34 protein-coding genes and 1 pseudogene are annotated in these 26,895 nt (G+C 66.8%); 7 read left to right on the plus strand and 28 right to left on the minus strand.

Annotated elements, in window-relative coordinates; translation table 11 throughout:
* Positions 1 to 138 precede the first annotated feature (138 nt).
* Positions 139 to 1,500, plus strand: coding sequence for a chromosomal replication initiator protein DnaA (gene dnaA, locus NP825_RS00005; protein ID WP_257547310.1), 1,362 nt, complete (start codon positions 139 to 141; stop codon positions 1,498 to 1,500).
* Positions 1,501 to 1,598: 98 nt separating this feature from the next.
* On the opposite strand, the gene NP825_RS00010 is transcribed toward dnaA, so the two are convergent.
* The 23 genes and pseudogenes from NP825_RS00010 to NP825_RS00120 all read right to left on the minus strand — a co-directional run bounded on the left by NP825_RS00010 (position 1,599) and on the right by NP825_RS00120 (position 15,831).
* Positions 1,599 to 2,270, minus strand: a complete 672-nt coding sequence (locus NP825_RS00010; protein WP_257547312.1) for a glutathione S-transferase family protein — start codon at positions 2,268 to 2,270, stop codon at positions 1,599 to 1,601.
* A 115-nt stretch (positions 2,271 to 2,385) separates the two neighbouring features.
* Positions 2,386 to 3,036 carry a ribosome biogenesis GTP-binding protein YihA/YsxC gene (gene yihA, locus NP825_RS00015; protein ID WP_257547314.1) on the minus strand — a complete coding sequence of 217 codons (651 nt, stop codon included), beginning with the start codon at positions 3,034 to 3,036 and terminating at the stop codon, positions 2,386 to 2,388.
* Positions 3,037 to 3,133: 97 nt separating this feature from the next.
* Entirely contained in the window at positions 3,134 to 4,876 is a 1,743-nt protein-coding gene (gene yidC, locus NP825_RS00020) for a membrane protein insertase YidC (RefSeq protein ID WP_257547316.1), read from the minus strand.
* Positions 4,877 to 4,920: 44 nt separating this feature from the next.
* On the minus strand, positions 4,921 to 5,133 hold the full coding sequence (gene yidD / locus NP825_RS00025) for a membrane protein insertion efficiency factor YidD (RefSeq protein ID WP_054586362.1): 213 nt from the start codon (positions 5,131 to 5,133) through the stop codon (positions 4,921 to 4,923).
* Positions 5,134 to 5,244: 111 nt separating this feature from the next.
* Entirely contained in the window at positions 5,245 to 5,583 is a 339-nt protein-coding gene (gene rnpA, locus NP825_RS00030) for a ribonuclease P protein component (protein ID WP_257547323.1), read from the minus strand.
* A gap of 41 nt (positions 5,584 to 5,624) precedes the next feature.
* Complete coding sequence (rpmH, locus tag NP825_RS00035) at positions 5,625 to 5,759, minus strand: 50S ribosomal protein L34 (protein WP_037554958.1); 135 nt, start codon at positions 5,757 to 5,759, stop codon at positions 5,625 to 5,627.
* Between the two features lie 128 nt (positions 5,760 to 5,887).
* Entirely contained in the window at positions 5,888 to 6,199 is a 312-nt protein-coding gene (locus NP825_RS00040; RefSeq protein ID WP_257547328.1) for a PGPGW domain-containing protein, read from the minus strand.
* Positions 6,200 to 6,274: 75 nt separating this feature from the next.
* Entirely contained in the window at positions 6,275 to 7,078 is an 804-nt protein-coding gene (locus NP825_RS00045) for an alpha/beta hydrolase (protein ID WP_257547330.1), read from the minus strand.
* A 181-nt stretch (positions 7,079 to 7,259) separates the two neighbouring features.
* Positions 7,260 to 7,721, minus strand: coding sequence for an SRPBCC domain-containing protein (locus NP825_RS00050; RefSeq protein WP_257547332.1), 462 nt, complete (start codon positions 7,719 to 7,721; stop codon positions 7,260 to 7,262).
* 16 nt (positions 7,722 to 7,737) lie between these two features.
* Positions 7,738 to 8,418 carry a glutathione S-transferase family protein gene (locus NP825_RS00055; protein WP_257547334.1) on the minus strand — a complete coding sequence of 227 codons (681 nt, stop codon included), beginning with the start codon at positions 8,416 to 8,418 and terminating at the stop codon, positions 7,738 to 7,740.
* On the minus strand, positions 8,394 to 8,843 hold the full coding sequence (locus NP825_RS00060; RefSeq protein WP_257547336.1) for a hypothetical protein: 450 nt from the start codon (positions 8,841 to 8,843) through the stop codon (positions 8,394 to 8,396). The genes NP825_RS00055 and NP825_RS00060 overlap by 25 nt, the downstream gene beginning before the upstream one ends.
* Complete coding sequence (locus NP825_RS00065; RefSeq protein ID WP_257547338.1) at positions 8,827 to 9,345, minus strand: VOC family protein; 519 nt, start codon at positions 9,343 to 9,345, stop codon at positions 8,827 to 8,829. Before NP825_RS00065 ends, NP825_RS00060 begins: the two co-directional genes overlap by 17 nt.
* Positions 9,345 to 9,767 (minus strand): glyoxalase/bleomycin resistance/extradiol dioxygenase family protein, encoded by a 423-nt coding sequence (locus NP825_RS00070; RefSeq protein WP_257547340.1) that lies wholly within the window; start codon positions 9,765 to 9,767, stop codon positions 9,345 to 9,347. Before NP825_RS00070 ends, NP825_RS00065 begins: the two co-directional genes overlap by 1 nt.
* 119 nt (positions 9,768 to 9,886) lie before the next feature.
* On the minus strand, positions 9,887 to 10,684 hold the full coding sequence (locus NP825_RS00075; RefSeq protein WP_257547342.1) for a VOC family protein: 798 nt from the start codon (positions 10,682 to 10,684) through the stop codon (positions 9,887 to 9,889).
* Entirely contained in the window at positions 10,681 to 11,406 is a 726-nt protein-coding gene (locus NP825_RS00080) for a DUF899 family protein (protein ID WP_257547344.1), read from the minus strand. Before NP825_RS00080 ends, NP825_RS00075 begins: the two co-directional genes overlap by 4 nt.
* Positions 11,407 to 11,557: 151 nt before the next feature.
* Complete coding sequence (locus NP825_RS00085; RefSeq protein ID WP_374046573.1) at positions 11,558 to 11,968, minus strand: DUF1428 domain-containing protein; 411 nt, start codon at positions 11,966 to 11,968, stop codon at positions 11,558 to 11,560.
* Positions 11,945 to 12,277: pseudogene (locus tag NP825_RS00090) on the minus strand (DUF1428 domain-containing protein); the annotation flags it as partial. The gene NP825_RS00085 and the pseudogene NP825_RS00090, both read right to left, overlap by 24 nt.
* A gap of 31 nt (positions 12,278 to 12,308) precedes the next feature.
* Complete coding sequence (locus tag NP825_RS00095; RefSeq protein WP_257547346.1) at positions 12,309 to 12,983, minus strand: glutathione S-transferase family protein; 675 nt, start codon at positions 12,981 to 12,983, stop codon at positions 12,309 to 12,311.
* 29 nt (positions 12,984 to 13,012) lie between these two features.
* On the minus strand, positions 13,013 to 13,675 hold the full coding sequence (locus NP825_RS00100) for a glutathione S-transferase family protein (RefSeq protein ID WP_257547348.1): 663 nt from the start codon (positions 13,673 to 13,675) through the stop codon (positions 13,013 to 13,015).
* A gap of 123 nt (positions 13,676 to 13,798) precedes the next feature.
* Positions 13,799 to 14,230: a DoxX family protein gene (locus NP825_RS00105; protein ID WP_257547350.1), complete on the minus strand. Its 432-nt coding sequence runs from the start codon at positions 14,228 to 14,230 to the stop codon at positions 13,799 to 13,801.
* A gap of 25 nt (positions 14,231 to 14,255) precedes the next feature.
* A complete protein-coding gene (locus NP825_RS00110; RefSeq protein WP_257547353.1) occupies positions 14,256 to 14,690 on the minus strand; it encodes a VOC family protein in 435 nt (144 codons plus the stop codon).
* A gap of 29 nt (positions 14,691 to 14,719) precedes the next feature.
* Entirely contained in the window at positions 14,720 to 15,166 is a 447-nt protein-coding gene (locus NP825_RS00115; protein ID WP_257547355.1) for a VOC family protein, read from the minus strand.
* A 29-nt stretch (positions 15,167 to 15,195) separates the two neighbouring features.
* Entirely contained in the window at positions 15,196 to 15,831 is a 636-nt protein-coding gene (locus NP825_RS00120; RefSeq protein ID WP_257547357.1) for a TetR/AcrR family transcriptional regulator, read from the minus strand.
* A gap of 388 nt (positions 15,832 to 16,219) precedes the next feature.
* Between NP825_RS00120 and NP825_RS00125 the strand changes: the two genes are divergently transcribed.
* The 5 genes from NP825_RS00125 to NP825_RS00145 all read left to right on the plus strand — a co-directional run bounded on the left by NP825_RS00125 (position 16,220) and on the right by NP825_RS00145 (position 20,939).
* A complete protein-coding gene (locus NP825_RS00125; RefSeq protein WP_257547359.1) occupies positions 16,220 to 17,728 on the plus strand; it encodes a YifB family Mg chelatase-like AAA ATPase in 1,509 nt (502 codons plus the stop codon).
* Positions 17,729 to 17,731: 3 nt separating this feature from the next.
* Positions 17,732 to 18,031: a DUF1905 domain-containing protein gene (locus tag NP825_RS00130; RefSeq protein WP_257547361.1), complete on the plus strand. Its 300-nt coding sequence runs from the start codon at positions 17,732 to 17,734 to the stop codon at positions 18,029 to 18,031.
* Positions 18,032 to 18,061: 30 nt separating this feature from the next.
* Positions 18,062 to 18,502, plus strand: a complete 441-nt coding sequence (locus NP825_RS00135) for a GFA family protein (protein ID WP_257547363.1) — start codon at positions 18,062 to 18,064, stop codon at positions 18,500 to 18,502.
* 263 nt (positions 18,503 to 18,765) lie between these two features.
* Positions 18,766 to 20,499 carry a GGDEF domain-containing protein gene (locus NP825_RS00140; protein WP_257547365.1) on the plus strand — a complete coding sequence of 578 codons (1,734 nt, stop codon included), beginning with the start codon at positions 18,766 to 18,768 and terminating at the stop codon, positions 20,497 to 20,499.
* Between the two features lie 68 nt (positions 20,500 to 20,567).
* Complete coding sequence (locus NP825_RS00145; RefSeq protein WP_257547368.1) at positions 20,568 to 20,939, plus strand: STAS/SEC14 domain-containing protein; 372 nt, start codon at positions 20,568 to 20,570, stop codon at positions 20,937 to 20,939.
* A 13-nt stretch (positions 20,940 to 20,952) separates the two neighbouring features.
* On the opposite strand, the gene NP825_RS00150 is transcribed toward NP825_RS00145, so the two are convergent.
* Positions 20,953 to 21,348, minus strand: a complete 396-nt coding sequence (locus NP825_RS00150) for a polymer-forming cytoskeletal protein (protein WP_257547370.1) — start codon at positions 21,346 to 21,348, stop codon at positions 20,953 to 20,955.
* Between the two features lies 1 nt (position 21,349).
* The gene (locus NP825_RS00155; RefSeq protein WP_257547372.1) at positions 21,350 to 22,564 is read right to left on the minus strand and encodes a M23 family metallopeptidase; all 1,215 of its coding nucleotides are present in this window, start codon (positions 22,562 to 22,564) and stop codon (positions 21,350 to 21,352) included.
* 385 nt (positions 22,565 to 22,949) lie between these two features.
* Between NP825_RS00155 and NP825_RS00160 the strand changes: the two genes are divergently transcribed.
* On the plus strand, positions 22,950 to 24,344 hold the full coding sequence (locus NP825_RS00160) for an isoprenylcysteine carboxylmethyltransferase family protein (protein ID WP_257547374.1): 1,395 nt from the start codon (positions 22,950 to 22,952) through the stop codon (positions 24,342 to 24,344).
* A gap of 40 nt (positions 24,345 to 24,384) precedes the next feature.
* Here the strand turns inward: NP825_RS00160 and NP825_RS00165 are convergent, their stop codons facing one another.
* Genes NP825_RS00165 through NP825_RS00175 form a run of 3 tightly spaced genes read right to left on the minus strand, consistent with a single transcriptional unit; the run spans position 24,385 to position 26,770 of the window.
* A complete protein-coding gene (locus NP825_RS00165; protein ID WP_257547376.1) occupies positions 24,385 to 25,758 on the minus strand; it encodes a glutamate--cysteine ligase in 1,374 nt (457 codons plus the stop codon).
* On the minus strand, positions 25,755 to 26,033 hold the full coding sequence (locus NP825_RS00170; RefSeq protein WP_257547378.1) for a hypothetical protein: 279 nt from the start codon (positions 26,031 to 26,033) through the stop codon (positions 25,755 to 25,757). Before NP825_RS00170 ends, NP825_RS00165 begins: the two co-directional genes overlap by 4 nt.
* On the minus strand, positions 26,030 to 26,770 hold the full coding sequence (locus tag NP825_RS00175; RefSeq protein ID WP_257547380.1) for a 16S rRNA (uracil(1498)-N(3))-methyltransferase: 741 nt from the start codon (positions 26,768 to 26,770) through the stop codon (positions 26,030 to 26,032). Before NP825_RS00175 ends, NP825_RS00170 begins: the two co-directional genes overlap by 4 nt.
* Positions 26,771 to 26,895 lie beyond the last annotated feature (125 nt).

Raw genomic sequence — 26,895 nt, forward strand, 5'->3', positions numbered from 1 at the left:
AATGTTTGCGTCCTGACGCAGGCAGCGACGAATTTGCGTGTGACCGGCCGCGCGAGGAACCGAACGGGGGCAGCGAGGGGGCGGCACGGCGTGATACAAGGCGGGGATCGGCATGGCATGGACGCAAGGAACGGAGCAGTGAGCGGAGAAGCCGCTACGCTCTGGCCGCGCGTCGCCGAAGGCCTGCGCCGCGATCTCGGCGCGCGTACCTTCGACCATTGGCTGAAGCCTGTCCGCTTTGCCGATTATTGCACCCTGTCGGGCGTTGTGACGCTCGAGACGCAGAGCCGCTTTTCGGCGAACTGGATCAACGAACGCTTCGGCGACCGGCTCGAACTCGCATGGCGCCAGCATCTGCCCGCCGTACGCGGCGTGACCGTGCGCGGCGGAGCCGCCGCGGCCGCCCGCGCCGAGACGCTGGCGACGCAGCCGCTGCCGGCGTTCGAGCCGCCGCAGCCCGTCGCCGCCAACCCTGCTTTGCTCGGCTTCGATCCGCGCCTGTCGTTCGACCGCTTCGTCGTCGCGCGCTCGAACATCCTCGCCGCCAACGCCGCGCGCCGCATGGCGATGGTCGAGACGCCGCAGTTCAACCCGCTCTATCTCTGCTCGGGGACCGGGCAGGGCAAGACGCACCTCTTGCAGGCGATCGCGCAAGATTATGCCGCGGCGCATCCGACCGCGACGATCATCCTGATGTCGGCCGAGAAGTTCATGCTCGAATTCGTCGGCGCGATGCGCGGCGGCGACATGATGGCGTTCAAGGCGCGGCTGCGCGCCGCCGACCTGCTGCTGCTCGACGATCTGCAGTTCGTGATCGGCAAGAATTCGACCCAGGAAGAACTGCTCCACACGATCGACGACCTGATGACCGCGGGCAAGCGCCTCGTCGTCACCGCCGACCGCCCGCCCGCGATGCTCGACGGGGTCGAGGCGCGCCTGCTGTCGCGGCTGTCGGGCGGACTCGTCGCCGATATCGAGGCGCCCGAAGACGATCTGCGCGAACGGATCATCCGTCAGCGGCTCGCCGCGATGCCGATGGTCGAGGTACCCGATCCGGTCGTCGCTTATCTGGTCAAGCATTTCACCCGCAACATCCGCGAGCTCGAAGGCGCGCTCAACAAGCTGCTCGCTTATGCGGCGCTCACCGGGACGGTGATCGACCTCACGCTGGCCGAGGACCGGCTTGCGGAAAATGTCCGCAGCGCGCGCCCGCGGATCACGATCGACGAGATTCAGCGCGCGGTCTGCGCGCACTACCGGCTCGACAAGGCCGAAATGGCGTCGAAGCGCCGCGTCCGCGCGATCGCGCGCCCGCGTCAGGTCGCCATGTATCTGGCAAAGGAACTGACGCCGCGCTCCTATCCCGAGATCGGCCGCCGCTTCGGCGGGCGCGATCATTCGACGGTGATCCACGCGGTGCGCACGGTCGAGGCGCTTCGCGTCCACGACAGCGAACTCGACGCCGAGATTGCGGCGATCCGGCGCAGCCTCAACGGCTGATCCACAGCTTTATCCCCAGGATTATCCCCGCCGCTGACGTTTGCTTTGGGGTGACGAGACGTGAAAGGTTCGCAACCGATCGACCGCCGTCGTTCGCCTCAACCCTCGGCCGGTCCCTCGAACGCCTCGATCACCCAGTCCTCGGCCTGCGCGCCGCCGATCCATTCCTGCATGTGCGGGTGGCTGATCACCGCCTGGCAATAGGGGATGGCGAAGCGCGGGAGCGCGATCGAGTAAGTGACGAAGCGGGTGACGACGGGCGCGAACATCATGTCGGCGGCCGACCAGTCGCCGAACAGATAATCGCCCTCGCCGCCGAAGCGCGCACGCGCCTCGGCCCAGATCTGCATGATGCGGATGACGTCGGCCTGGACGTCGGGCGCGAGTTCGGCGGCGGGATAGATGCGGCGGATGTTCATGCTGCAATCGCGGCGGAGCGCCGCGAAGCTCGAATGCATTTCGGCCGCCATCGAGCGTGCCATCGCCCGCGCGGCCATATCGTCGGGCCAATAGCCGCGGGTACCGCCGGTCTTTTCGTTGAGATAGTCGATGATCGCCAGGCTGTCCCAGACCACGGTGTCGGCGCCGTCCCACAGGATAGGCACCTTGCCGCCCGACGGCGCGAACTCGTCGCCCTCGCGCCGGTTCGACCAGTCCTCGTCATAGAGCGGGACGGCGACTTCCTCGAAGGGCAACCCGCTGTGCCGCGCCGCGAGCCAGCCGCGCAGGCTCCAGCTCGAATAGGCCTTGTTGCCGATGAACAGTTTCATGCGCTCTCCGGTTTCCCCTCCCGCTTGCGGGAGGGGCTAGGGGAGGGCCTGTTTCGGCCCGGAATCCCTTTAACATGCCCTCCCCCGGCCCCTCCCGCAAGCGGGAGGGGAGAGATTAGCTTTCCACCGCTTCCAGCACCGCGGTGCGCAACTCTGCGATTCCTAGGCCTTTCTCGCTGCTCGTCGCGATCACCTCAGGGTGCGCGGCGGGGTGCTTGCGCGCCTCGGCCTCGGTCGCGGCGTGGATGGCGGTGAGGTCGCTCGCCTTGACCTTGTCGGCCTTGGTGAGCACGAGGCGATAGCTGACCGCCGCGGTGTCGAGCATTTCGAGCACCTCGCGGTCGACGTCCTTGATGCCGTGGCGGCTGTCGATCAGCACCAGCGTGCGCTTGAGCACCTGCCGGCCGCGGAGGTAATCGTTCACCAGAAAGCGCCATTTCTTGACGACATCCTTCGGCGCCTTGGCAAAGCCGTAGCCGGGCATGTCGACGAGCCGGAACACCAGGGGCGCGCCGACGTCGAAATAGTTGAGTTCCTGCGTCCGCCCCGGGGTCACCGAGGTGCGCGCGAGGCCGTTGCGGTTGGTCAGCGCGTTGAGCAGCGAGGATTTGCCGACGTTCGAGCGGCCCGCGAAGGCGATCTCGGGCACCGAAGGCGCGGGCAGGTGCTGGAGCGCGGGCGCCGATTTCAGGAAGGCGATCGGGCCCGCGAACAGCTTGCGCGCGCGTTCGGGGAGCGTGGGGTCGACCTCATCCATCTTCGTCATCCCCGCGCAAGCGGGGACCCAGCGGATGCCGCCGAAGTCCGCGCTTTCACGCTCTGGGTTCCCGCTTGCGCGGGAATGACGAGGGAAGGGGAAGGGATCACTTGACCGGCGCCGCCCGAAGCTGCGGGAACTTGCGGTACATGAACTGCTGCTGCGCGATCGACAGGCAGTTGTTGGTGATCCAGTAGAGCAGCAGGCCCGCCGCGAAGGGCGCCATGATGAACATGAACAGCCACGGCATGATCTTGAACACCTGCTGCTGCACCGGGTCGGTCGCCTGCGGGTTGAGGCGGAACTGCAGGAACATGGTGACGCCGAGGATCAGCGCGAGCGGCCCGAGGGCGAGCAGCGACGGCGGCGTGAAATTCAAGAGGCCGAACAGGTTGAGGAAATGCGCCGGATCGGGCGCCGACAGATCCCTGATCCACAGCACGAAGGGCTGGTGGCGCATTTCGATCGTCAGCATCAGCACCTTGTAGAGCGCATAGAAGATCGGAATCTGGAGGACGATCGGCAGGCAGCCTGCGAGCGGATTGATCTTCTCATCCTTGTAGAGCTTCATGAGCTCCTGTTGCTGGCGCGGCTTGTCGTCCTTGTAGCGTTCCTGCAGCGCCTTCATCTTGGGCTGAACGAGGCGCATCTGCGCCATCGAATGGAACTGGCGCTGCGCGACCGGGAACATCAGCGCGCGGATGATCACCGTCAGCAGCATGATCGCGACGCCGAAATTGCCGACCTGATGGAACAGCCAGTCGAGCAGCTTGAAGATCGGTACCTCAAAAAATTCGAACCAGCCCCAGTCAATCGCATTTGAAAGGCGAGGGATGTTAAGATCCTTCTCGTACCGCTGAAGGGTGGAAACTTCTTTGGCACCGACGAAGACGCGGCTGGTTGTCGTGATTTGACGGCCCGGTGCAATCTGGTTGAGTCCGCTTGAGAAGAACGCCTGAAAGCCCTTGTTTGGCAGCGATTTGAAAAAGCCAGATGCCCTTTGGCTTTCTGCAGGGACGATCGCTGAGAGCCAGTATTTGTCGGTAAACCCGATCCAGCCGACTGACTTGAAATTCATCAAACCGTTGTCGGCCTTTTCAATCTCATCATAATTGGTGAAATTCGATTTACTGTCCAGAAGTCCGGTCGGACCCGAATGGATAGTGGTGGTGTCGTGGTCTTCGGGGTGAGTCGGTCGACCTCCGCGAATGATAAAGGCGTCGCTTTGAACGGCCACGGGCGTTGCGCCTGCGTTAGCGACGGTTTGCTTCGCCGTGATCAAATAGTCGTCGTCGATGCTGTATTCGATGCGAAAGCTTTGCCCGGTGCCGTTCGCCCAGCTCAGCGTTACGGGGGTGGCCGGGGTCAGTTTGGCGCCGCTCGCGGTCCAGACGGTGGCCGGCCCCGGAACCTCGATGCCCTGCGCCGACCAGCCGACGCTGGCGAAATAGGCGGCCTTGGTGTTCGCGGGCGCGAAGAGCCGGACGGGGGGCGAATCCTTCTTGATCGTCTGGCGGTATTTGGTGAGCGTGATGTCGTCGATCCGCGCGCCGACGAGGCTGATCGATCCCGACAATGCCGGGGTTTCTATCGCGACCCGGTTGCCCGAGGCGAGCGCCGTTTCCACCGGAACGGCCGTCTGGACCGTTGGCGCCGCCGCCGCAGGTGCCGCGGGAGTTCCGGGCTGCGCGGGCACCGCCGGATTGGCCGCCCCGTCCGCGCCTGCGAGGGTCTTCGTCACATCGGGCTTCGGCGGGGTGGGCAAGAATTTCTGCGAGACGAAGTTCCAGCCGAGCAGGATGGCCGCCGACAGCAAGATTGCCGTGATCCAGTTACGCTTGTCGTCCACGCTGTTCGGTCTCTCTTCGTCTCAAAATGTCGGGAAAGGACGCCTTACGGCACCGGGTCGTAACCATGGCCCCCCCAAGGGTGGCAGCGCAATAGCCGCTTTGTCGCCAGCCAGCCACCCTTGATCGCACCATGGCGCTTCAGCGCGACGATCGCATATTCGCTGCACGACGGTGCATAGCGGCAGGTCGGCGGCAGGATGCGCGACGGGCCGAGCTGCCAGCCACGCGCGATCAGGATGAGCAGGCGGGCGATCATGCGAAAGGCCCGGAAAACTGCGCAACTTCACTCGCAATTCGCATGTTCGACACGGACGGAAATATCCTCATGCCGAAATCTTATGCCAGCGAAGCAATGTAGGACAGCCGGTCATTTCGCGAGCTTCTTCGCCGCGCGCTTCAGCGCCGATTCGAGATGGCCCGCCAGTTCGGCAAAGGCGATGGCATTCCCGCCCGGTCGGCCGATCAGCACATGATCGGCGCCGGCAATTCCCGATTCGGGCAGCGCGGCGCGGGCCAGTTTGCGAAACCGCCGCTTCATCCGGTTGCGGGTGACCGAATTGCCGACCTTCTTGCTGACGGTAAAGCCGATGCCTGGCACAGCGTCATCGTCGCCGCGCGGGCGGACGAGGAGGACGAAGCCGGGCATGGGAAAGCGAAGGCCGCGGTTCGCGGCCAGAAATTCGCTGCGTTTGGAAAGCGTTCGCACCAGCCCAGATCCCTCCAGGCTTGGCGACGAAGCGTCGGCGCTTAGGCCGACAGCTTCGCGCGACCGCGTGCGCGACGGGCGGCGAGGACCTTGCGGCCGCCGACGGTCGCCTTGCGGGCGCGGAAGCCGTGACGGCGCTTGCGCACGAGGCGGCTCGGTTGATAGGTGCGCTTCATCGCGGTTTTCCCTAGATCTCGTCAAATGCTGCAACAGAAAAGGGCCGCCAAGCGTGGGCGGCCACTGTCGGGGGCGCGGATAAGCGGGATTCGGGACAAAGTCAATCGTCCCCGATCGTGTTCCGCGATCAATCGTCATCGAGGATATCCTCGATCCGGTCGCGGGCGCGGCGGCGCGCGGCGCTGACGCGGCGCATCACCCGGTCGGTCCAGTCGCCGTAGCGCGGATGGCGCCGTTTGAAGCGGACGTAGCGGCGCTTTGCCCAGGCGCTGTTCTGAAGGCAGAGCATCAGCCCGACCGGGGACAGGATGACGAAGCCGGGGCCGGGCAGCGGGGCGATGATCACCCCGGCGACGATCAGCAGCACCCCGGCGCAGAACAGGAGGGTGCGGACCTGCGCGTTCGATCGCAATCGCTGGTAGAGGCTGCGCCCTGTCATGGCAGGCGATGTGGGAAAGGCCGGGGTGAGTTGCAACCCTAAAACACGTCGCCTTTCGCAGGGGAATGGCGACGATCAGTTCAGCGTCACGAAGCGCGCCATGTCGGCGCGGGTCAGGTAGCGGACGTCGTCGAACGGCGTCGCATTGGTGAGCGCATAAAAGGCGCGAGCCTTCGCGTCGTCCATGCCCATTTCGCGGTAATAGCTCAGATATTCGGCATGCACCGGGTCGTCGGCGGGATAGTCGTTGGCTTCGCGGCCGGTTTCGTCGGCCCAGCTATGGACGCCGAATTCGGCGTCGGCCGCGGCGCGGCGGACGGCGCCGGCGAGCCAGAGCTCGACCGCGCCCGACCGCACCGAACCGCCGCTCGGGACGATGGTTTCGAGCCCGGCGCGGCGGATCGCGCGGGCGAGGATCAGATTGGCCTCCTCGTCGAGGCTGCCGGGGCAGTCGATCATCTCGAGCCGCTTGAGACCCGGAAAGGCCGCGAGCATCGCCGCGAACTGGCGCGGCGTCGCCGAGGTGACGTCGCCCGCCATCCGAACCGTCGTTCCGTCGACGACCGCGAAGGGACCGAAGCGCGCCTTCGCCTGGCCGAGCGTCGCGAGAGTGGCCGAGGGCGCATAGCGGCGCGTCGCGCCGAGGTCGGCGTCTTCGGCGAGCCTCCCGTCGGCAAGCTCTTCATCGGCGAGCAGCGCGGCGCTTTCGTCGATGACGTCGCCATCGTCCGCGTCGGCTCTGTCATCGCCCGTGTCATAGGTCCACGTCACCGTCGTGGTGACGGTCACGACCTGCTGGGCGCTGGCCGGGGCGAACGCCAACAGCGCCGCGAAAGCGGCGATAAGGAGGGTGCGGACGAGAGCGGCCGGCGAAACCATGGGCCCGCCTTCGCGCGCGCGCGGTTTCCAAAGGGCGAAGCGGCAGCGTCAGTGCGGCGTTAACCGCGATATGGGACGGCGTTTGTAATATCCCCGTCATCCCGGCGAAGGCCGGGATCTCACTGGAGCGTTACTCTGATAGGGCGAGATCCCGGCCTTCGCCGGGATGACGGACGGGCGTTCAATCGGCCTCGCACAGCGCCTTCAACTGCTCGGCCACCGCGCTCCAGCCGGGGGTGAAGCCCATTGCTTCATGCTGCGCCACCGCCTCATCGGTCCAGTGGCGCGCCCAGCCGGTGAAGCGGGTGCCGCCCGCTTCGGGTTCGATTTCCCAGCCGCCGATCATGAAGGGGCCGGCGGGGGCGAGGCGGCCGCTTTCGTCGCGGACGACCGCGTCGGTGGTGACGAAGCGCCGGCCCGGCACGACTTCGAGGAATATCCCGTCGCTCGGCATCGTCTCGCCCTCCGGCCCGTGCATCGTCATTGCGCAGCGGCCGCCGGGGCTGAGGTCGATCGCGTCGAGCGTGACGGTCCAGGGTTTCGGGCACCACCATTCGGCCATGCGATCGGTCATCGCCTGCCAGACCTTGTCCGGCGGCGCGGCGATGAAGGTCGATACCGACAGTTCGCGGGGTTCGCTCATGTCTCTTCTCCTGACGTCAGTCGCGGTCGGGGGCGCCGAGCGGGAAATAGGCGCGATAGGGGCGGGCGTCCTCGACGCAGCGCGCGACCGATGGATGCGCGAGCAGGCGCGCGCGATAGGCGCGCAGGTTCGCATGGGCCGCGGCGATCGGATGGACCCAGTCGGCGTAGAACAGCGATGGGGCTGCGGCGCAATCGGCGAGGCTGAAGCCGGTCGGTGCCGCCCAGCCGCCCGCCGCGAGCTCCTTGTCGAGCCAGCCATAGATGGTCTCCAGCCGCGCTTTCGCCTGATCGACGATCATCGGCAGGTGATTTTCGGGGCCGCGCAGCGCGTCGTTCACCACCTCCTGCATCGGAGTCATGACATGATTGTCGAAGACGCGGTCGAGCAGGCGGACCTGCATCGCCGCTTCGAAATCCTGCGGGATCAGCCGCGGTTCGGGCGTCAGACGGTCGAGATATTCGATGATGATCGATGCCTCGAACCAGGCGCGGCCGTCGTCGCCGACGAGCAGCGGGAACTTGCCGACCGGCCAGTGCGATTTGAGCTCCTCGCCATGCTGCGGCCATTCGGCCTCGAGGATGCGATAGTCGAAGGCGATGTCCTTTTCGTAGAGCGCGATCAGCGCCTTCCAGGTGTAGCTCGAAAAGGGGTGACCATAGAGGATCGGCATCAGACGGCCTTTCGTGTCAGCCATGCCAGCGGCAGGCCGATGAAGAAAATGTGGGGAAAGAGCGCGATGGCGCCCTTGACGAGATCGGCGGGCGGGAAGGGTGCGCCGAAGCGGAGCGGCAGCACGAGCGCGTTCATCACCAGATAGAGGATGACGCCATAGAGGGTGCCGGTGAGCCACCACGGCTCGCGGAGCGCCGGGGCGCGGCGGACGGCAGCGAACCAGAAGGCGACCATCGCGCCCATGATCGCATAATGCGTCGCAAGCCCCGCGAGCGCGCCGCCGAGGCCCCAGCCGGCGGCGCCGTCGCCGAACGGTCCCTTGGCGACGCCGCGCAGCATTCCGCCGACGGTGCCGCCCGCAAGCACGCTCCACACCGAGGCATAGACGATGTCGAGCGTGCCGCAGAGCGCCCAGGCGAAGAGCGGGCGATTAGCCAACGGCCTCACCCCGGACCGCGGCCTCGATTGCGGCGATGTCGATCTTCTTCATCGTCATCATCGCGTCGAAGGCGCGCTTCGCGACCGCGGGGTCGCCGCCCATCGTCGCGTCGGTCAGGGCGCGCGGGGTGATCTGCCAGTTGAGGCCCCATTTGTCCTTGCACCAGCCGCAGGCGCTTTCCTGCCCGCCGTTACCGACGATCGCGTTCCAGTAACGGTCGGTCTCTTCCTGCGTGTCGGTGTGGACCTGAAAGGAAAAGGCCTCGCTGTGCGGAAAGACCGGACCGCCGTTGAGGCCGACGCAGGGAATGCCGAGGACGGTGAAATCGACCGTCAGCGCATCGCCTTGCTTGCCGCCGGGAAAATCGCCCGGCGCGCGGTGGACGCTGCCGACCCGGCTGCCCGGAAAGGTCGCGGCATAGAAATTGGCAGCTTCCTCGGCATCCTTGTCGTACCAGAGGCAGAGGGTCACGGCCTGGCCCGTGGGTTGATTTAGGGGTTGGTTCGACATTATTTCTCTCCTTTGACGGGCCCGCCGATCGACCAGAGATGGCCGAACGGATCTTTCACCTGGGCATAGCGGTCCCCCCAGAAAGCATCGTGCGGTTCGAGCGTCGACGCGGCTCCCGCCGCGATCGCGCGTTCGTACCAGGCGTCGGTGTCATCGACGCTGAGGTGCAGGGTCATGCCGGTCGGTGCCGCCATCGCGTGCCCCGTATATTCGGGGAAATCGTCGTGCATCATCAGCGATGCGCCGTTGACGGTGAGGTGCGCGTGCATCAGCCGCACCCCGTCGTCGGCGGGGACGCGCATCCGCTCGGTCGCGCCGAACGCCTTGCGATAGAAATCGATCGCCTCGGTGCCGCGCTTGTCGGGGATGGCGATATGCGGGGTCAGGCCCGAGCTCGGGCGCTGGTCGGGTTGGTTCGGCATGTCTCTCTCCTTTCAGTTCGTCACCCCGGCGAAGGCCGGGGTCTCGCCCGCGCTTCTTGACCGATCCGTCGAGATCCCGGCCTTCGCCGGGATCTCGAATGGGGGCGAGTGTTTATCGTTCAGCTCTTCCGCGGTCCCACCAGGCCGAAGGCGGCGCCTTGGGGATCGACGCCGTTCATCGCATATTCCCCGCCGGGGATCTCCATCGGTTCGGTCAGGATGCGGCCGCCGTTCGCGGTCACCGCGGCATGGGCGCGGTCGATGTCGTCGACGCCGATGTAGAAGCTCCACATAGCGGCAGGCATGCCGGGCATCAGCGGCATCACCGCGCCGATGCCCACGTCGCCGCGCTGCAGGAAGCGGTAGGCGCCCATGTCGCCCATATCCATCGCGCCGTCCTGCCCCCAGCCGAAATGCCGGGTGTAGAAGGCGATGGCGGCGTCGGGATCGCTCGTCGACAGCTCGTTCCAGCGGACGCGCTGCGGCTGGTCGACCGAGAAGACGTCGCTCTCCATGCCCTCCATGCCCGGGGGCGGCACCGGGTCCATGATGTAGAAGGCGGCGCTCTGCGGGTCGGACACCATCGCGATGCGCCCGACGGGCAGGTCGGTCGCGGGCATATGCACCGCGCCGCCGTCGGCCTTGATCGCGGCGATCGCGGCATCGACGTCGGGGGCGTGGATATAGCCGAGCCACGCCGGCCGCGCGCCACCGGCGAGCATGTCGGCATTCAGCGCGAGGATGCCGCCGGCATTGCCGCCGTCGCTGCGGCCGATCATGCGATAGTCGACATCGCCTGCGGCGGGGTCGCGTGTCGCGGCGATCGTCCAGCCGACGACGGCGCCATAGAAGCGCGCGGCGCCCGCCGGGTCGGGAGTCATCAGTTCGTACCAGATGAAGTTGGCGGCGTCGGTCATGGCTTGGTTCCTTCCACGGTCGGGAAATAATCCCCGCGGCCCTCGGGGGTCATGTCGAGCAGGCCCCACAGCGAATCGACGAGGTCGCCGGCGCGGTGGTGCTGGCCGGGGTCGGATGGCGCGAACGCCATTTCGCTGCCCCAGTGATGGCGGACGGTGCCGCCTTCCTTGCGGAAGACGTTGAAGATCGTCTCGTCCCACTCCTCGCCGTCCTTCAGATCGCGGTCGGCGCGCATCGCGGGCGGGAATTTGCGCGTGTCGCCGAAATAATCGGCCGAATAGCGAGTGGTGACGTCCGACAGGAAGCTCAGGTGATGCCAACCGCGCAGCCGCGCCCATTCGACGAGCCGCGCGATCGGCGATTTGGCGACGATATAGAGCGGCGCGCGGTCGTCGATATAGCGCGCGCCGCCGTCGACCGAATCGAGCATGTGCGTGCAGCCGGGGCAGGGGACATCGCGGTCGGGGCCGAACATGAAGCTGTAGAGGATGATGCTCGGCCTGTCGCCGAACAGTCCGGACAGCGTCACCGTCTCGGGCCGCTGGTGCGCGCCGATGCGCTCGAAGACATAATCCTCGGCGATCTCGCCGCCGGGGGGCAGGGCGCGGCGCTGCGCGGCGACCGCCTCGATCCGGCGGCGGAGCGCGATCTCTTCGCCCAGAAGCGCGTTGCGCGCGGCACGATAGGCGGCGCTTTCGTTGGGATAGGCGATATGGTTCATAATCTCTCTCCAGATCCTCCCTGCCGCGCAGCGGTGGGGAGGGGGACCGCCGCGAAGCGGTGGTGGAGGGGCCGCGACGTCGCGCCCGTGCCCCTCCGTCAGCCCTTGCGGGCTGCCACCTCCCCATGGCTTCGCCACAGGGAGGATTGGTTCACGCCTCGACGATCGGCGCAAAGCCGCCGTAGATCATGCGCTTGCCGTCGAAGGTCTGGTCGTTCGGATCATGCTGCATCCGCTCGTCCTTCATCACCTTGTCCCAGCCCGCCATGCGCGTTTCCTTGTCGGGCCACTCGACCCAGCTGAAGACGACGGTCTCACCGTCCTTCCGGTGCGCGGCGCGGTGATAATCGGTGATCTTGCCGTCGGGCACATCGTCGCCCCACGCCTCGACGACGCGCGTCGCGCCATGGTCGCGGAAGACTTCGGACGCCTTGGCGGCCATCGCGCGATAGGCGTCCTTGTTGTCGTCGGGGACGGGGACGAGATAGCCGTCGACATAGCCCATGCTCCCGTCCGCGCGGTCGTCGATCATCGAATCGAAGCCGGCGAAGATCATCCGCATTCCGTCGAAGGGCATGTTCGCGCCCATCGCCTCCATGCGCGGATCGCTCATCATCTTTTCGTTCGCGGCGTCGCGGGTGGCGCGGTCGGGATATTCGAACCAGCTGAAGACGACGGTTTCGTCGGGCTTCGCCTGCACCGCGCTCTTGAAGTCGTTGACCTTGCCGTCGGGGACGTCGTCGCCCCAGGTCTCGACCATGCGGGCCGCGCCATATTCCTTGAACAGCGGCGCCGCGTCGGCGGCGTGCTTGCGATAAGCTTCCTTGTTGGCGGTCGGTACCGCGAGCACGAATCCTTCCACATAGGTCATCTTGTCTCTCCTCGGGGGCTGGAGTTCGGGATCAGGCGGCGGGCGGTCCCGCTTCTTCGCTGAAGGCGGCAAGCTGCGCGGCGAGCGCGCGCTGGAAGGCGGAGCGAGCGAGGCAGCGGTCCAAATAGCCCTGCAGCCGTGGCTGCTCGGCGACCAGGCCGGCCTCGACGGCTTCGCGGAGCACGGTCGCCATTGCGATGTCGGCGACGGTGAAGTCGCCCGCCAGATAGGATTTGTCGCCGATGGCGTCGTTCAGGCGGCCGAGCCGGCCCTGAATGAACTCGATCAGGCTCGGGCGGCGGAGTTTCGCCCATTCCTCGTCTTTCGCGAACAGGTCGACATTGCCGAGTTCGAACAGCATCGGCTCGACGCTGTTATAGGCGGCGAAGAGCCAGGCGAGGGTGTTGGCGCGCGCCTGACCGTCGCGGGGCAGCAGCCGCGCGTCCTTTTCGGCGAGATGAAGCAGGATCGCGCCGCTTTCGAACAGGCGGACGCCGCCGTCGTCGAGCACCGGCACCTGACCCCACGGCTGGAACAGGAAATGATCGGCGGGGCGGTTGATCGCGCTGATCAGATGCTCGGCATAGTCGAGTCCGATCTCCTCGCACGCCCAGCGCGGGCGGAGATCGCGGACGAAGCCGCGCGCGAAGTCGGGCACCCAGTCGAAAGCGGTGATTTCGAGGCGGCTGTCGGGGTTCACGGGCATGGCTCTATTTCCTCGCTTGAGTTTGGGGGTCAGGCAGGCAGCGGTTCGCCGACCGCGCAGTCGGCGAGATGCGCCGCCATCGCGCTTTGAAAGGCCGGGCGCGACGTGCCGCGCGCGACATAGGCGGTCAGATTGGGGTGCGGCGCCAGCAACTCCGGGTTTGCGTTGCGCAGCACGTCGATCATCACGATGTCGCCGATCGAAAAATCAGCTTCCAGCCAGTCGCGGTCCCCGAGCGCCTGCGACAAGCGCGCCAGCCGCTGCTCGGCAAAGGGTTTCGCCGCGGCCGTGGCGTCGGCAAGCCAGTCGGTGCCCTGTCCCTTGACGGTCAGCACCACCAGCGTCTGGATCATGGGCTCGACGCTGTTGAGCGCGGCGATCATCCAGCTGATCGCGCGCCCGCGCCCTTTTGCGTCGCGCGACAGCAGGCGCGCGCCGGCCTCGCCGATGTGGATCAGGATCGAACCCGTTTCGAACAGGATCAGGCCATCCTCCTTATAGACCGGAACCTGTCCGAACGGCTGATCGGCGAGATAGGCCGGTGCCTTGTCCTCGAAAATGCCGCCGATCAGCCGTGTGCTGTAGCGCTGCCCGATTTCGTCGAGCGCCCAGCGGATGCGAATGTCCTTGATGCGGCCGCAGGCGAAGTCGGGAACCGATCTGTAAGCGGTGATCTCTGGCACGGCAGACATGGTTCGTTCCTCTTCTCTTTATCTTCTTTTCGTCATCCCGGCGAAGGCCGGGATCTCATCTTTGCGTCCGTCCGCTCTGTCGAGATTCCGGCCTTCGCCGGAATGACGATGAAATGAGTTTCGCTATTGGATTGCTCCCTTCGACAGCGGAATCAGCGCGCGGACGCGGGGATCGCGCAGCCAGAGGCCGCCCCACAGCATCACGCCGAGGTAGACGCCGAACAATATGTGGCTGAACAGCGGGCTGTGGATGCGGACATGCGTGGCGACCGCGCCGCCGAGATAGGCGGTGATCAGGATCGCGCCGAGAATGGCGGTGCGCGGCCAGATGTAAAGCAGCGTCGGGATCAGCAGCAGCGTGCCGAGCAGAGTCATCGTCGACACGTCGAGCGGCCATCCGAGCCCCGGCGGGCTGTATCGGATCGCGGTTTCGGGCGACACGAGCTTGAGCCCGGCATCGAAGAGGAGGAAGAGGATCACAAGACCGCTCAGGATGCGGCCTGCGATCAACGGGCCCTTGGCGGGGACGCTCTCGCTGGAGATGGGGTCGGTCATTTCTTCCTCCTCTCCCATGCTCTTGTCAGGCGGCCGCTTCGGCGGGCTCGCCGGCCGGGATCGCCGCCGGGTCCATCCACATCACTTCCCAGATATGGCCGTCGGGATCCTCGAAACTGCGGCCGTACATAAAGCCATAATCCTGCGTCGGGGTCGGATCGGCCTTGCCGCCCGCAGCGACCGCCTTGTCGACCTGTCCGTCGACCGCGTCGCGGCTGTCGGACGAGAGGCAGAGCAGCACCTGCGCACTCTGATGCGCGTCGGGGATCGTCTTCGACGTGAAGGTCGCCCATTTGGCGTGCGTCAGCAGCATGACGTGGATCGACCCCTCGGCGACGACCATGCAGGCGGCGGTGTCGTCGGTGAAGGCGGGGTTGTTGGTCGCGCCGACCGCTTCGTAAAAGGCTTTCGACTTTTCGAGGTCGGTGACGGGCAGGTTCACGAAAATCATCTGGGGCATCGTTTCTCTCCTGGGGAAATATGGTGTCGTCAGGCGGTGGTTTCGGGGACCGGCGCCTCGCCGTTCGCGACCGCGGGGTCCATCCAGAACGGACCCCAGACATGGCCGTCGGGGTCGAGGATGTCGCGGCCGTACATGAAGCCGTGATCCTGCGCCGGGTTGATGTCGGCGGTGCCACCGGAGGCTGCGGCGGCCGCGGCCATCGCATCGACCGCTTCCTTGCTGCCGAGCGCCAGCGCGAGCGACACTTCGCTCGACCCGCGGTCGGCGATCGGGCGGTCGGTGAAGCTCTTCCACTTGTCGTGGGTCAGGATCATCACGAAGATCGTCTCCGACCAGACCATCGCGGCGGCGGTGTCGTCGGTGAAGCGCGGTTCGTTGGTGAAGCCGATCGCTTCGTAAAAGGCCATCGACCGGGCGAGGTCGGCGACCGGCAGATTCACGAAGATCATCCTGGGGGTGTCGGACGCAGTCATGGGGGGACTCCTCTCGCTTGTCGGCTTGGTCAGGTCCGCCCGAAGATCATGCGGACATAACGTGTCAGGTGGGCGACGCTTTCCCGGGCAATCGCCGGATCGTTCGTCGTTTTCGCCAGAACGAAGCCGCCTTGCAGCACCGACTGGATATGGCGCGCGAGGTCGAGCGCGGTCATGCCGTCGGGCGCGCCATAGGCGTCCATCGCCGCCTCGATATCGGGGGCCAGCGCTTCGCAATAGGCGGCGATGCTCGCCTCGCAGGCGAGGCGGATCGGCTCGCTCGTCGCATAGGCGTCCTGCACCATCGTGCCGATGAAGCAGGTGAAGCCGTCGACCGGGCCGTGGAGCAGCGAAAAGCGGAAATCGATATGGCCGAGCAGGCGGTCGAGCGGATCCTCGAGTTTCGTATGCGGCAGCATGTCGAACATCGGCCGTGCGCGTTCAGTCCACGCCTCGGCGGCGGCGACCGCGAGCGCTTCCTTCGATTCGAAATGGTGGAAGAAGGCGCCCTTGGTGACTCCGGCGGCGGCGCAGATCTGATCGACCGTGGTCGCGGCATAGCCCTGCCGCCGCACCTCCTGATGCGCCGCGGCGATCAGCCGAGCGCGCGCGCTGCCGCGCGGAGTGCGAGCGGGAGGGCTGGAGGAGGAGTGAGTCGCGGTCATGCGAATCTACATACCGACTGGTTGGTATGTTGTCAATTGGGAGAGCGGGACGGTTCGATGAAGCGGCGTCTGCTCCTTCGTCAGGGGCCGGAAAATGCGCGCAGAGGCGCAGAGGTCGCAGAAATCTGGTTCACGCGGAGACGCGGAGACGCGGAGAAAAGAAGGAGGAAAGAGATTGGCGGCTTTGCCACCCTATTCTTCTCTTCGCTGCGACCTTTGCGCCTCAGCGCGAATCCTCTTCTATTTTCCTCTCCGCGCCTCCGCGCCTCCGCGTGAACCCATTTCCACCTCGATCCTTTTCCCGCCACAACGGCCGCAAAAGGGACTCGACCTTCCCGCCCCCCATCCTATGAAGGGGGTGGGAACAAAGGGGGCACAGGGGAAGTCTTTGGTCGCGATCGTTTCAACCGTCGCCTATCTCGGCATTGAAGCACGCGGGGTCGAGGTGCAGTGTCAGATCACGCCCGGCCTGCCGCGCTTCGTCGTCGTCGGTCTGCCCGACAAGGCGGTCGGCGAAAGCCGCGAGCGGGTGCGCGCCGCGATCGCCGCGATCGGGCTCGCGCTGCCGCCCAAGGTGATCACGGTCAACCTGTCGCCCGCCGACCTGCCCAAGGAAGGCTCGCACTACGACCTGCCGATCGCGCTTGCGCTGCTCGGCGCGATGGGGGTGATCGACCCCGAAACGCTTGCCTCTTATGTGGTCGTCGGCGAACTCGGCCTCGACGGGCGCGTCGCGCCGTCGCCGGGGGTGCTGCTCGCGGCGATCCACGCGGGCAGCGTCCAGCGCGGGCTGATCTGTCCGGCGGCGCAGGGATCGGAGGCGGCGTGGGCGGGGCATGTCGAGGTGATCGGCGCGCCCGACCTGCTGGCGCTGCTCGGCCATTTCAAGGGGCAGGCGATCCTGCCGCCGCCGCAGCCGGGCGAGGTCGCGGCGCCGCTGCGCGCGGCCGACCTCGCGCAGGTCAAGGGGCAGGAGACCGCGAAGCGCGCGCTCGAAATCGCCGCGGCGGGCGCGCATAATCTGCTGATGTCGGGGCCGCCGGGGTCGGGCAAGTCGCTGATGGCCGCGTGCATGCCGGGTATCCTGCCCGACCTGACCCCCGCCGAAGCGCTGGAGGTGTCGATGATCGCCTCGGTCGCGGGCGGGCTTGAGGGCGGACGGCTCGTCCGCGCGCGGCCGTTTCGGGCGCCGCATCATTCGGCGTCGATGCCCGCGCTCGTCGGCGGCGGGCTGCGTGTCCGGCCCGGCGAGGTCAGCCTCGCGCATCTTGGCGTGCTGTTCCTCGACGAGCTTCCCGAATTTCAGCGCGGAGTGCTCGACAGCCTGCGCCAGCCGCTCGAGACCGGCGAGGTCAGCATCGCGCGCGCCAATGCGCATGTCACCTTTCCGGCGCGGGTGCAGCTCGTCGCGGCGATGAACCCGTGCCGCTGCGGCCATCTCGGTGACCCGGCGCTCGCGTGCAGCCGCGCCCCGCGCTGCGCCGCTGACTATCAGGCGAAGCTGTCGGGGCCGCTGCTCGACCGCATCGACCTGCATGTCGAGGTCGAGGCGGTGAGCGCCGCCGACCTCGTCCTGCCGCCGCCCGCCGAGGGCAGCGCCGAGGTCGCGGCGCGCGTCGCGGCGGCGCGCCGGGTCCAGACCGAACGCTATGTGGGGCACAAGGCGCGCACCAATGCCGAGATCGACGGCGAACTGATGGAGGCGGTCGCGACCCCCGACGAGCCGGGGCGGCAATTGCTCGCGCAGGCGGCCGCGGCGATGCGGTTGTCGGCGCGCGGCTATACGCGGATGCTGCGCGTCGCGCGCACCATCGCCGACCTTGCGGGGGCGGAGGCGGTCGGACGCATCCATATCGCCGAGGCGCTGAGCTATCGGCGGCAAGCGCCGCGGAACTGAGCGATGGACGACGAAGCGATCCTGTTCGATGGGGTGATTTTCGAATGGCGGGGGCCGGCGCCCTTTCTGTTCGTCGCGGTTCCCGACGCGCATATCGGCGCGATCCGCTATGCGGGACTGTCGCTAAGCTATGGCTGGGGCGTCGTTCCGGTTGTCGCAGAGATCGGCGAAACGCGCTTTGCGACATCGCTCTTTCCGCGTGACGGCGGCTATCTGGTGCCGGTCAAGGCCGCAGTCCAGAAGGCCGAGCGGATCGGGATCGGCGACCGGGTGGAGGTCGCGCTGAAAGTCGGCCGACCGTAAAGGCGCCAAAGACAGGCAGGGAGAGGTTGAATGCCGGAACCAATCAGGGGATCGTGCCTTTGCGGGGCGGTCTCGTTCGCGATCGAGGGCAAGATCGGTCCGGCCGGGCAATGCCATTGCTCGAAATGCCGGAAGGTGTCGGGGACCGACGGTAATGCCGTTTTCTATACGTCGGCGCAGAGCTTCCGCTGGCTGGGCGGCGAGGCGAATATTGCCCACTTCGTGGTGCCGGGAAGCGATGGCTGGACGTCGAGCTTCTGCGGGACGTGCGGAAGTCCCACGCCGCATACCGACCCCGCGGAGAAAATCTATTTCGTGCCCACGGGCCTGCTCGACGACGATCCGGGATTCCGGGGCTATGCCGCGCATATCTTCGTCGGGTCGAAGGCGCCATGGGTCCGCATCGCCGACGATGCGCCGCAATATGTCGAGGGCTTCGGGTCGCCGTTGGTGGAGCGGGCGCGTTCGTGAGCCCCGGGCATTTGCCCCCGCCCTTTCGTCATTCCCGCGAAAGCGGGAATCCAGCTTCCCTCTCTCAATTCTTCGCGCCTTTGCGCGAGACTTCAAAAACCTCACGCAAAGGCGCGAAGGAAGAAGAAAAAGCTGGATTCCCGCTTTCGCGGGAATGACGAGGGCTCGGTGTTAGGGCGGGGTGCTTCTCCGCGGTAAAGATTTCCCAAGATATTGGTGCGATAGGGGCGCGCATGACTGCCGGGGGAGCTCTTCTGACGAACATGTGCGGCCGACTCGTGCTCGGCTTTGCGATGCTCGTCGCCGTGCTGCTGGGCGGGCCGGCGCAGGCCGAGACGCTGGCGATCGATCGCCAGCTTTGCCATGCACAAAGCGCGGTGGACGCCCCCGATGACAGCCTGATCGCGCTTCGTTTTTCCTGTGCAGGAATTCCTGCGGGCTATCACCGCGCGAGTCTGTGGCTGCGCACCGACCCCGCGCGTTTGTCGATCGCGCGCAGTGACCTGGCGCTGCTGATCCACCAGTCGCGTTTCGACCGGCTCGCGGTTGCGTTCACCTATGCCGACGGCGGGGTCCGCTGGCAGGAGGTGCGGCAGGGCGACTATGGATCGCACTGGCGCGCCGGCGGGCAGATAATGTTCGAGGCGCCCGAGCGCGGCGCGCCGCTGACCGGGGTGACGATGCGCTTCGACCGGCTCGCGAGCCTTGGCCTGCTGCATGCCCGGCTGATCCCCAAAACCGACGCCGTTGTTCAGTCGACGGGGATGGCGGTCGCGGTCGGCGCCGCGCTGACCTTGCTGCTCGTCAGCGCGATCTACAGCCTGTCGCTCGCGGTGGCGGTGCGCCGCCAATATCTGGCTTGGCAGGCGGGCTGGTCGGCGGTCATGCTATTGTGGGGTGCGGTCTGGTCGCAGGCGCATCTCGGCCTGTTTCCGGGGCTCGCGGGCACGGTATCGGCGCAGCTCGGCACTTTCCTTGCCTGCCTCGCGATCGCCATCGCGACGGCGAGCGCGGTCCTCGCGGTCGCGCCCGACCTCGTGTCGCGGCGTCTGCGCGCCGCCGCGCTGCTGCTTGGCGGCTTCCTCGGCCTCGTCGGGGTGCCGCTGGCGCTGATCCGCAGCGAAAACCTGACCCTATGGGGTGACATGCTGGCGCTGGTCATTCTCGCTGACCTGCTCGCGGTTGCCGTCTACCTAGGGCTGGCGTGGCGTCGCGGTTCGGTGGAGGCGCGCGACTTCCTCGCCGCCTGGTGCCTGCCGATGGCGGTGCTCGCCTTCGTCCATATCGTCGATGTCGACGACGGGCTTTGGGGCGGCGGGTCGAAGATCATGGTGCTGCTCGCCGCGACATGGCAGGCGCTCTGGCTTTCGGCCTCGGCGACGCGGCGGCTCGCGCTGCTGCGGGTCGAGCGCGACCGCGCCCGTGCGGCCGAGGCTTTTGCCCAGCAATTGGCGGCGCGCGACCCGCTGACCGGGCTGCTCAACCGGCGCGGTTTCATCGACAGCGTGACGCCGCTGCTCGACCGCGCCCATGCCGACGATCTGGCGGCGGCGCTGCTCGTCGTCGACATCGACCGCTTCAAGGCAATCAACGACGTCCACGGCCACGACATCGGCGATGCGGTTTTGTGCGAGGTCGCGCGCCGGATCGAGCGGTGGGAAGGGCCGATGTGCACCGTCGCGCGGCTCGGCGGCGAAGAGTTCGGCCTGCTCAGCGTCGGGATGGAGGGGCTGGTCCTCGCGCGCTTCGCCGAAAGCGTGCGTCGCGGCATCGCCGCCTGCGACCATAGCGCGGTGATCGGCGAGGGAACGGTGACCGCCAGCATCGGCGTCGCCGAGGTGCGACCCGCGAGCGATTTCCAGAAACTCTACCGGCTGGCCGACGAAGCGCTCTACGACGCCAAGCGCGCCGGGCGCGACTGCGTCGTCGTGCAGCGCTATTTCACCGACGTCGCGGGCAATGCCGGGAACGGCGAGGCGGCGGCGCTGTCGAGCTGAGGCTCCCCTCCCGACGGCTGGGAACGATGCGCGCTGCCCCGCGTATCGCAGGACGCAGGAGAAACGCCATGCTCGACATCATCGACAGCGCTGACGACGTGATCGCCGTCCGGGTTGCGGACCGGATCAGCGGCGATGAACTTGATACGATCATGGACCGTCTCGACGGCGCGATGGCGCGGCATGACAAGGTGCATGTCTTCGTCGAGACGCGATCGATCGACGGGATCGAGATCGCGGGCCTTGGCGCCTATATGGCGCGGGCGATGCCGCTGCTCGGCAAGCTCGATCGTTTCGGGCGGGTCGCGGTGGTCGCCGATCAGGCGTGGATCCGCACCGTCACCAGGATGGAAAGCGCGGTCCTGCCGCACATCAGCTATCGCGTCTTCGAGCCCGAAGACCGCGACGCGGCCTTCGCCTGGGTGACCGGCGGCGCGTAAGCGCCGGGCCGGGTCAGAGGCCGACCGACTTGTTCTCGACCACTTCGAGCGGCGGCGGGGCCTTTGCGGCACCAGCGCCGGCACGGCGGTGGCTGAGCTTGCCTTCGACCTTGCCGCCGTTCTCGATCGTGATGTTTTCGTAGAAGACGTCGCCGGTGATCCGCGCGCTGGCGTGGACGATCAGCGTCTTGGCCTCGATCGAGCCGTCGACGAGCCCCGCGAGTTTCGCGGTCTCGGCGGTGACGGCGCCCTTGATCTCGCTCGCCTCGCCCTGGACGAGGTTCGCGCATTTGAGGTCGCCCTCGATCTTGCCGTCGACGTGCAGATCGACGCTGGCCGCGACATTGCCGGTGATCGCGACGTCCGACCCGATGATCGAGAAGGTGGTATGGCGCGCGCCGGTCGCCATCTTAGCGGGCACCGCTGCGGGCGGGGACGGCGGAAGCGAGGGCGCCGACTCGCTGTCGGGCGTCGGCTTTGACTTCAAGAACATCGGCTTTGGCCTCCAGGAAGCGGCGCGGATTGACCGCGACGCCGTTCAGACGGACTTCGAAATGCAGATGGCTGCCGGTCGAGCGGCCGGTCGAGCCCATCTTGGCGATCTGCTGACCGGCGGCGACCTGCGCGCCGACCTGCGTCGTGAAGCCCGACAGATGCGCGTAGCGGGTGAGGATGCCCTGACCGTGGTCGACCTCGACGACATTGCCATAGCCCGACCTCTGCCCGACGAAGGTGACGCGGCCGGGCGCGGCGGCGAGGATCGGGGTGCCGAGCGGGCCGGGGAAGTCGAGCCCCGAATGCATCGCGCCCGCGCCGGTGAAGGGATCGCTGCGATAGCCATAGCTCGACGACAGCATCAGCACATGCGCGGGCTGGCCCGAGGGAATCGCGACCAGCGTGCGTTCGAGCACTTCCATGCGGAACAGCGCGCCTTCGAGCGCCGCGAAGCTCTTGCCGAGCGCGCCGGCCTGGCCGGTGCGGCCGCGGAAGGGAGTGAAGGGACCACCGCGCCCGGCCGCGGCGTTGCGGACGAGGCCGGCCGGGTCGAGCCCGAGCTGCGCGACCGCGACTTCGGCCTTGGCGGCGCGCGCCTTGACCGCCGCGAGCAGATGCGCCGAAAAGGCTTCCTGGCGCGCTTCGAGACGTGCGAGCGCCTGCGCCTCGGGGGGCAGGCGCGGGTCGATCGCGCTGGTTTCGAGCGGTTTTGCAGCGGTTTCGCCGGTGCCAGCCTCGCTCTTGGCGTCGGCGGGCAGCGGCTCGTCGCCGAAATAATCCTTCTTCCACTCCTCGAGCTGGCCCTGGCGCTCGTCGAGGTCGGCGGCAATCTCGGCGACACGGTCGCGATATTTGGCGATGCGGGCTTCGGAGGCGGCGGCGGCGGCCTGCTTGGCGGCGACTTCGGCGCGCTCGCCCGAGGTCAGAAGCTGGTTGACGAACACCGCGAGCGTCACCCCCGCCCAAGCGAAGAGGACGAGCCCGGCGATCAGCGCGACACGCTTTTGCCAGACCGCGCTGATACGCAGGAAACGCACGTGACCGTGCGTGCGAATGAAGATTTCATGGTCCTGGAACAGCGCCGAAAAGCGCTGGCGCCAATGGCGCAGACCCGTCGATTGCGAAGACAAGCTACGACCCCGTCTTGTTGTTTTTGTGGAGCCCTCCGCCCCGACTTGGCGGCGCGTGTAACAGGGTGCGGGAGTGGGGGCGAATCTTTGGGGGATGACTCGCGCCGAATCGAAATGGACTCGCGGTGAACGGTGGCAGGTGCAGGAAATGCTGCCATTTTGGCGGGAAATAGCACCGCGAATCGGCCGCTTTACGTGGGAGCGACAGTGCGGGGAGATTGTCATTGCGAGCGGAGCGAAGCAATCTCCAGCTATCGGTGACATGGAAGGCTGACTGGAGATTGCTTCGTCGCTGCGCTCCTCGCAATGACGCAAAGTAAAGGGATGCCGCAATATTATTGACGGCTTGCTTACCATTTCCGCCTAAGGGGGGCCTGTGACTCCTATGCCCGATATCGTGTCGCCCGAAGGGGCGCGGTCTGTCGAAGCCGCCGACTCACAGGCGAATCGGCCGCGTTCGGCGGTCAGCGCCGGGGTGGGGATCGTCGGTCTGATCGGCCTCTTCACCTATCTGCTCGCCGCGCGTCACGCGCCCGCCATCGCGGGCTGGCTCGGGATCGACTGGGGGCAGCGCGGCCCGATGAACGGGCCCAATTCGGCGATCGCGAGCGTTCTCGCCTGCGGCGTCCCGATGGTGCTGTGGTCGGTCTTCGTCGACAAGGTGCACCGCAATCCGTCGACGGGGATCGACTGGTCGCTGCGCCGTCCGTGGCGCGAGACGATCGACATCAGCCTGACCAAGCTCGCCGGCCTGTGGGCGACCTGGGCGCTGATCGCGGGCTTCTACGTCACGATGCGCTATTATTGGGAAGGCAGCTACGCCTTCTCGATGAACCTGCTCGAACGGGTGGCGCCGTGGCTGCTGCTCGTCTCGATCCCCTATATGCTCTGGCTCGACCGCCGCATGGTCGAGCCGCGCGACGGCTGTTACCAGTTCGGTCGCTGGCTGACGGCCCCCGGAAGGCCGGTCGACGGCCGCGCGATCGCGCATCATTTCCGCGCCTGGGCGGTGAAGGGCTTCTTCACCGCCTTCATGCTGTCGATCGTGCCGGGCAATTTCGCGGCGCTCGTCTCGGTGTCGATGAACGAAGTTCTGGCCAATCCCTATATGACGAGCCTGTGGACGATCAATCTGCTCTACCTCGTCGACGTCCATATCGCGACCGTCGGCTATATATTGACGATGAAGCCGCTCGATTCGCACATCCGCACCGCGAATCCCTATTTCATGAGCTGGATGGCGGCGCTCGTCTGCTATCCGCCCTTCGTGATGATGGACGGCGGCCCGCTCGACTATCGGGTGAACGGCGCCGACTGGGGCTATTGGCTACAGGGCCACGACCATCTGATGATGCTGTGGGGCGCGGTGCTGGTTGCGCTGGTGGCGGTCTATGCCTGGGCGACGATGGCGTTCGGCATCCGCTTCTCGAACCTCACGCATCGCGGCGTGCTTACCCACGGGCCTTACAGGCTGACGCGTCACCCCGCCTATGTGTCGAAGAATCTGAGCTGGTGGGTCGGCTCGATGCCCTTTCTCGTCACCGCGGGCGGCTGGGCCGAGGGGCTGCGCAACACGCTGCTGCTCGCGGCGGTCAGCGGCATCTATTACTGGCGCGCCAAGACCGAGGAGAAGCATCTCCTCGCCGATCCCGCCTATGTCGCTTACTGGAACTGGGCACAGGGAAATGCGCTGGTGCCGCGGCTGTTTGCGAAGCTGAGCGGGCGCGACCGGCCGTTGATCCGGCTGGAACCCGATCCGCGCGTGGGACCGGTGGCGTAATTCTTTTTTCCCCTTCCGCCTGCGGGAAGGGAGATTCGGGTCAGAAGCTCAGCTCGTCATAAATCTTCGACAGATCGTGGCCCCACGGCCCTTCGTAGCGGTCGAGCAGGTCGTGCGCGGGGGATTTGCCGCTCGCGGCGATGCGGCGCAGCGGTTCGAGGAAGCCGACCTCATTATCGCCCATCGAATTGACCTCGCCGCGCGCCGCGAGACCCGCCGCGGCGATGTCGAGGACGCGATACGCGAGGTCGCCGACGGTGCCGCCGCCGGGTGCCGGTGCGCAGAGCCCGTCGCGCGGAACGGCGTCGCGCAGCGCCTGCTGCTCGGCGATGCTCCACCCCTTGACGAGATCCCACGCGGCGTCGAGCGCGCCCTGGTCATAGAGCAGCCCGACCCACAGCGCGGGGAGCGCGCAGATGCGGTTCCACGGGCCGCCGTCGGCGCCGCGCATTTCGAGGAAGCTCTTGAGCCGCACCTCCGGGAAAGCGGTCGAGAGATGGTCTGTCCAGTCGGACATCCGCGGCAGCTCGCCAGGCAGCGCGGGAAGCTCACCCTTCAGGAAGGCGCGGAAGCTCTGCCCCGCGGCGTCGATATATCGGCCGTCGCGAAAGACGAAATACATCGGCACGTCGAGCATATAATCGACATAGCGGTCATAGCCGAAGCCGTCCTCGAACACGAAGGGCAGCATTCCGGTGCGCGCGGGGTCGGTGTCGGTCCAGATGTGGCTGCGATACGACATATAGCCGTTCGGTTTGCCGTCGGTGAAGGGCGAGGCGGCGAAGAGCGCAGTCGCGAGCGGCTGCAAGGCCAGGCTGACGCGGAATTTCTGCACCATGTCGGCCTCGCTCGCATAATCGAGGTTGGTCTGGATCGTGCAGGTGCGCAGCATCATGTCGAGCCCCATCGTGCCGACGCGCGGCATATGGTCGAGCATGATCTTGTAGCGCCCCTTGGGCATGCGCGGCAGCTCGTCGCGGCTCTTGTCGGGCCACATGCCGAGGCCGAGAAAGCCGAGGCCGAGTTCGGCGCCGATTTCCTTGACCTGCTTCAGGTGGCGGCCGGTCTCGGCGCAGGTCTGGTGGAGATTTTCGAGCGGCGCGCCCGACAGTTCGAGCTGCCCCGCGGGTTCGAGGCTGATCGCGCCGTCGCTGCCCGAGAGGGCGATGACGTTCCCGCTCTCATAGACGGGCTCCCAGCCGAAGCGGGTGAGCGCCATCAACAGGTCGCGGATGCCGCCGGGCTCGTTATAGGAGGGGGCGCGGTGATCGGCGGTGCGATAGACGAATTTCTCGTGCTCGGTGCCGATGCGCCAGCGGTCGCGGGGCTTTTCGCCGTTGGCCATGGGGGCCGCGAGCTGGTCGCGGCTTTCGATGATGGGATCGTTTTGATCTGAAACCGTCCGCGTGCTCATCTCCGCGCCATTAGGGCCGTGCGCGAAAAATGCAATCGGGCGCGTCGGTCGATCCGGGTTTCGCCGGTCGTCGCGAACGAGGTCGGAAGATGTTGCAACGGCGAGGACCGGGCAAGCATGGTCGCGTCGCTCGCCAAGGTGCGTCCACTGGCCCCCACGCCAGCGAATGGGCACCGGTCCTGCCGTTGCGGATGCGGCATTGCAGCAATCATGGCTAATTTGAAGTTAATCGCTGCCAGGTTGAAAGCAATTTCTGTCTCGAAACGGGACATCATCTCCAGTCGCCGTGGAGCCCCATCCACAGCCCGACCGCGGCGATCGCGGCGGTTTCGGCGCGCAGGATGCGGGGGCCGAGCGACAGGCGGCGGACCGCGGAGCAGCCGAGCAGCGCCTCGCGCTCGCGCGGCGTAAAGCCGCCTTCGGGGCCGGTCAGGATCGCGGCGGGGGCGGGCGCATCGATCGCGGCGAAGGGCGTGCCGCCTTCCTCGTCGGCGAAGAGAAGCGCACGGTCGGCGGGCCAGTCCCTGAGCAGGTGCGGCAGCTTCACGGGTTCGGCAAGCTCGGGAAGCGCGGTGCGGCCGCATTGTTCGCAGGCCTCGACGATCTGCGCCTCGATCCGCTCGCGCTTGACCCGCTCGACGATCGTCCGTTCGGTGATCACCGGCTGCAGCCGCGCGATGCCGAGTTCGGTTGCTTTCTCGATGATCCAGTCGAGCCGCGCCTTCTTGACCGGGGCGAAGCAGAGCCAGAGGTCGGGGACCGTTTCGCGCGCGCGCGTCCGGCGTTCGATCCGGAGGGTCAGCGATCTTTTGCCCGCGTCGGCGATGACCCCGAGCCACTCGCCGCTGCGATCGTCGAACAGCAGCAGCGGATCGCCGACCCGCAGCCGCATGACGTTCAGCAGATAATGCGCCGCTGCCCCCTCGATGACCGGGGCGGCGTCGGGCCCGAGCGGGAAGGAAGTGAACAGGCGGGGCGTACTGGCGGGCGGCCAGGCGGGGATCGCGGGCATCGCGATGCGATAGCAGACCGCTTCCTGTTGCGCACCTGCCGCCGTGACGGGCCGCCTCTGTCCCGATCCGGGTCAGAAGTCGCCGAATTGCCCCGCGCGCGGCGCCGCCGCTTAGCAATTTGGTA

It is taken from the genome of Sphingopyxis sp. DBS4 (assembly GCF_024628865.1).
In the GTDB taxonomy this organism is placed as follows: domain Bacteria; phylum Pseudomonadota; class Alphaproteobacteria; order Sphingomonadales; family Sphingomonadaceae; genus Sphingopyxis.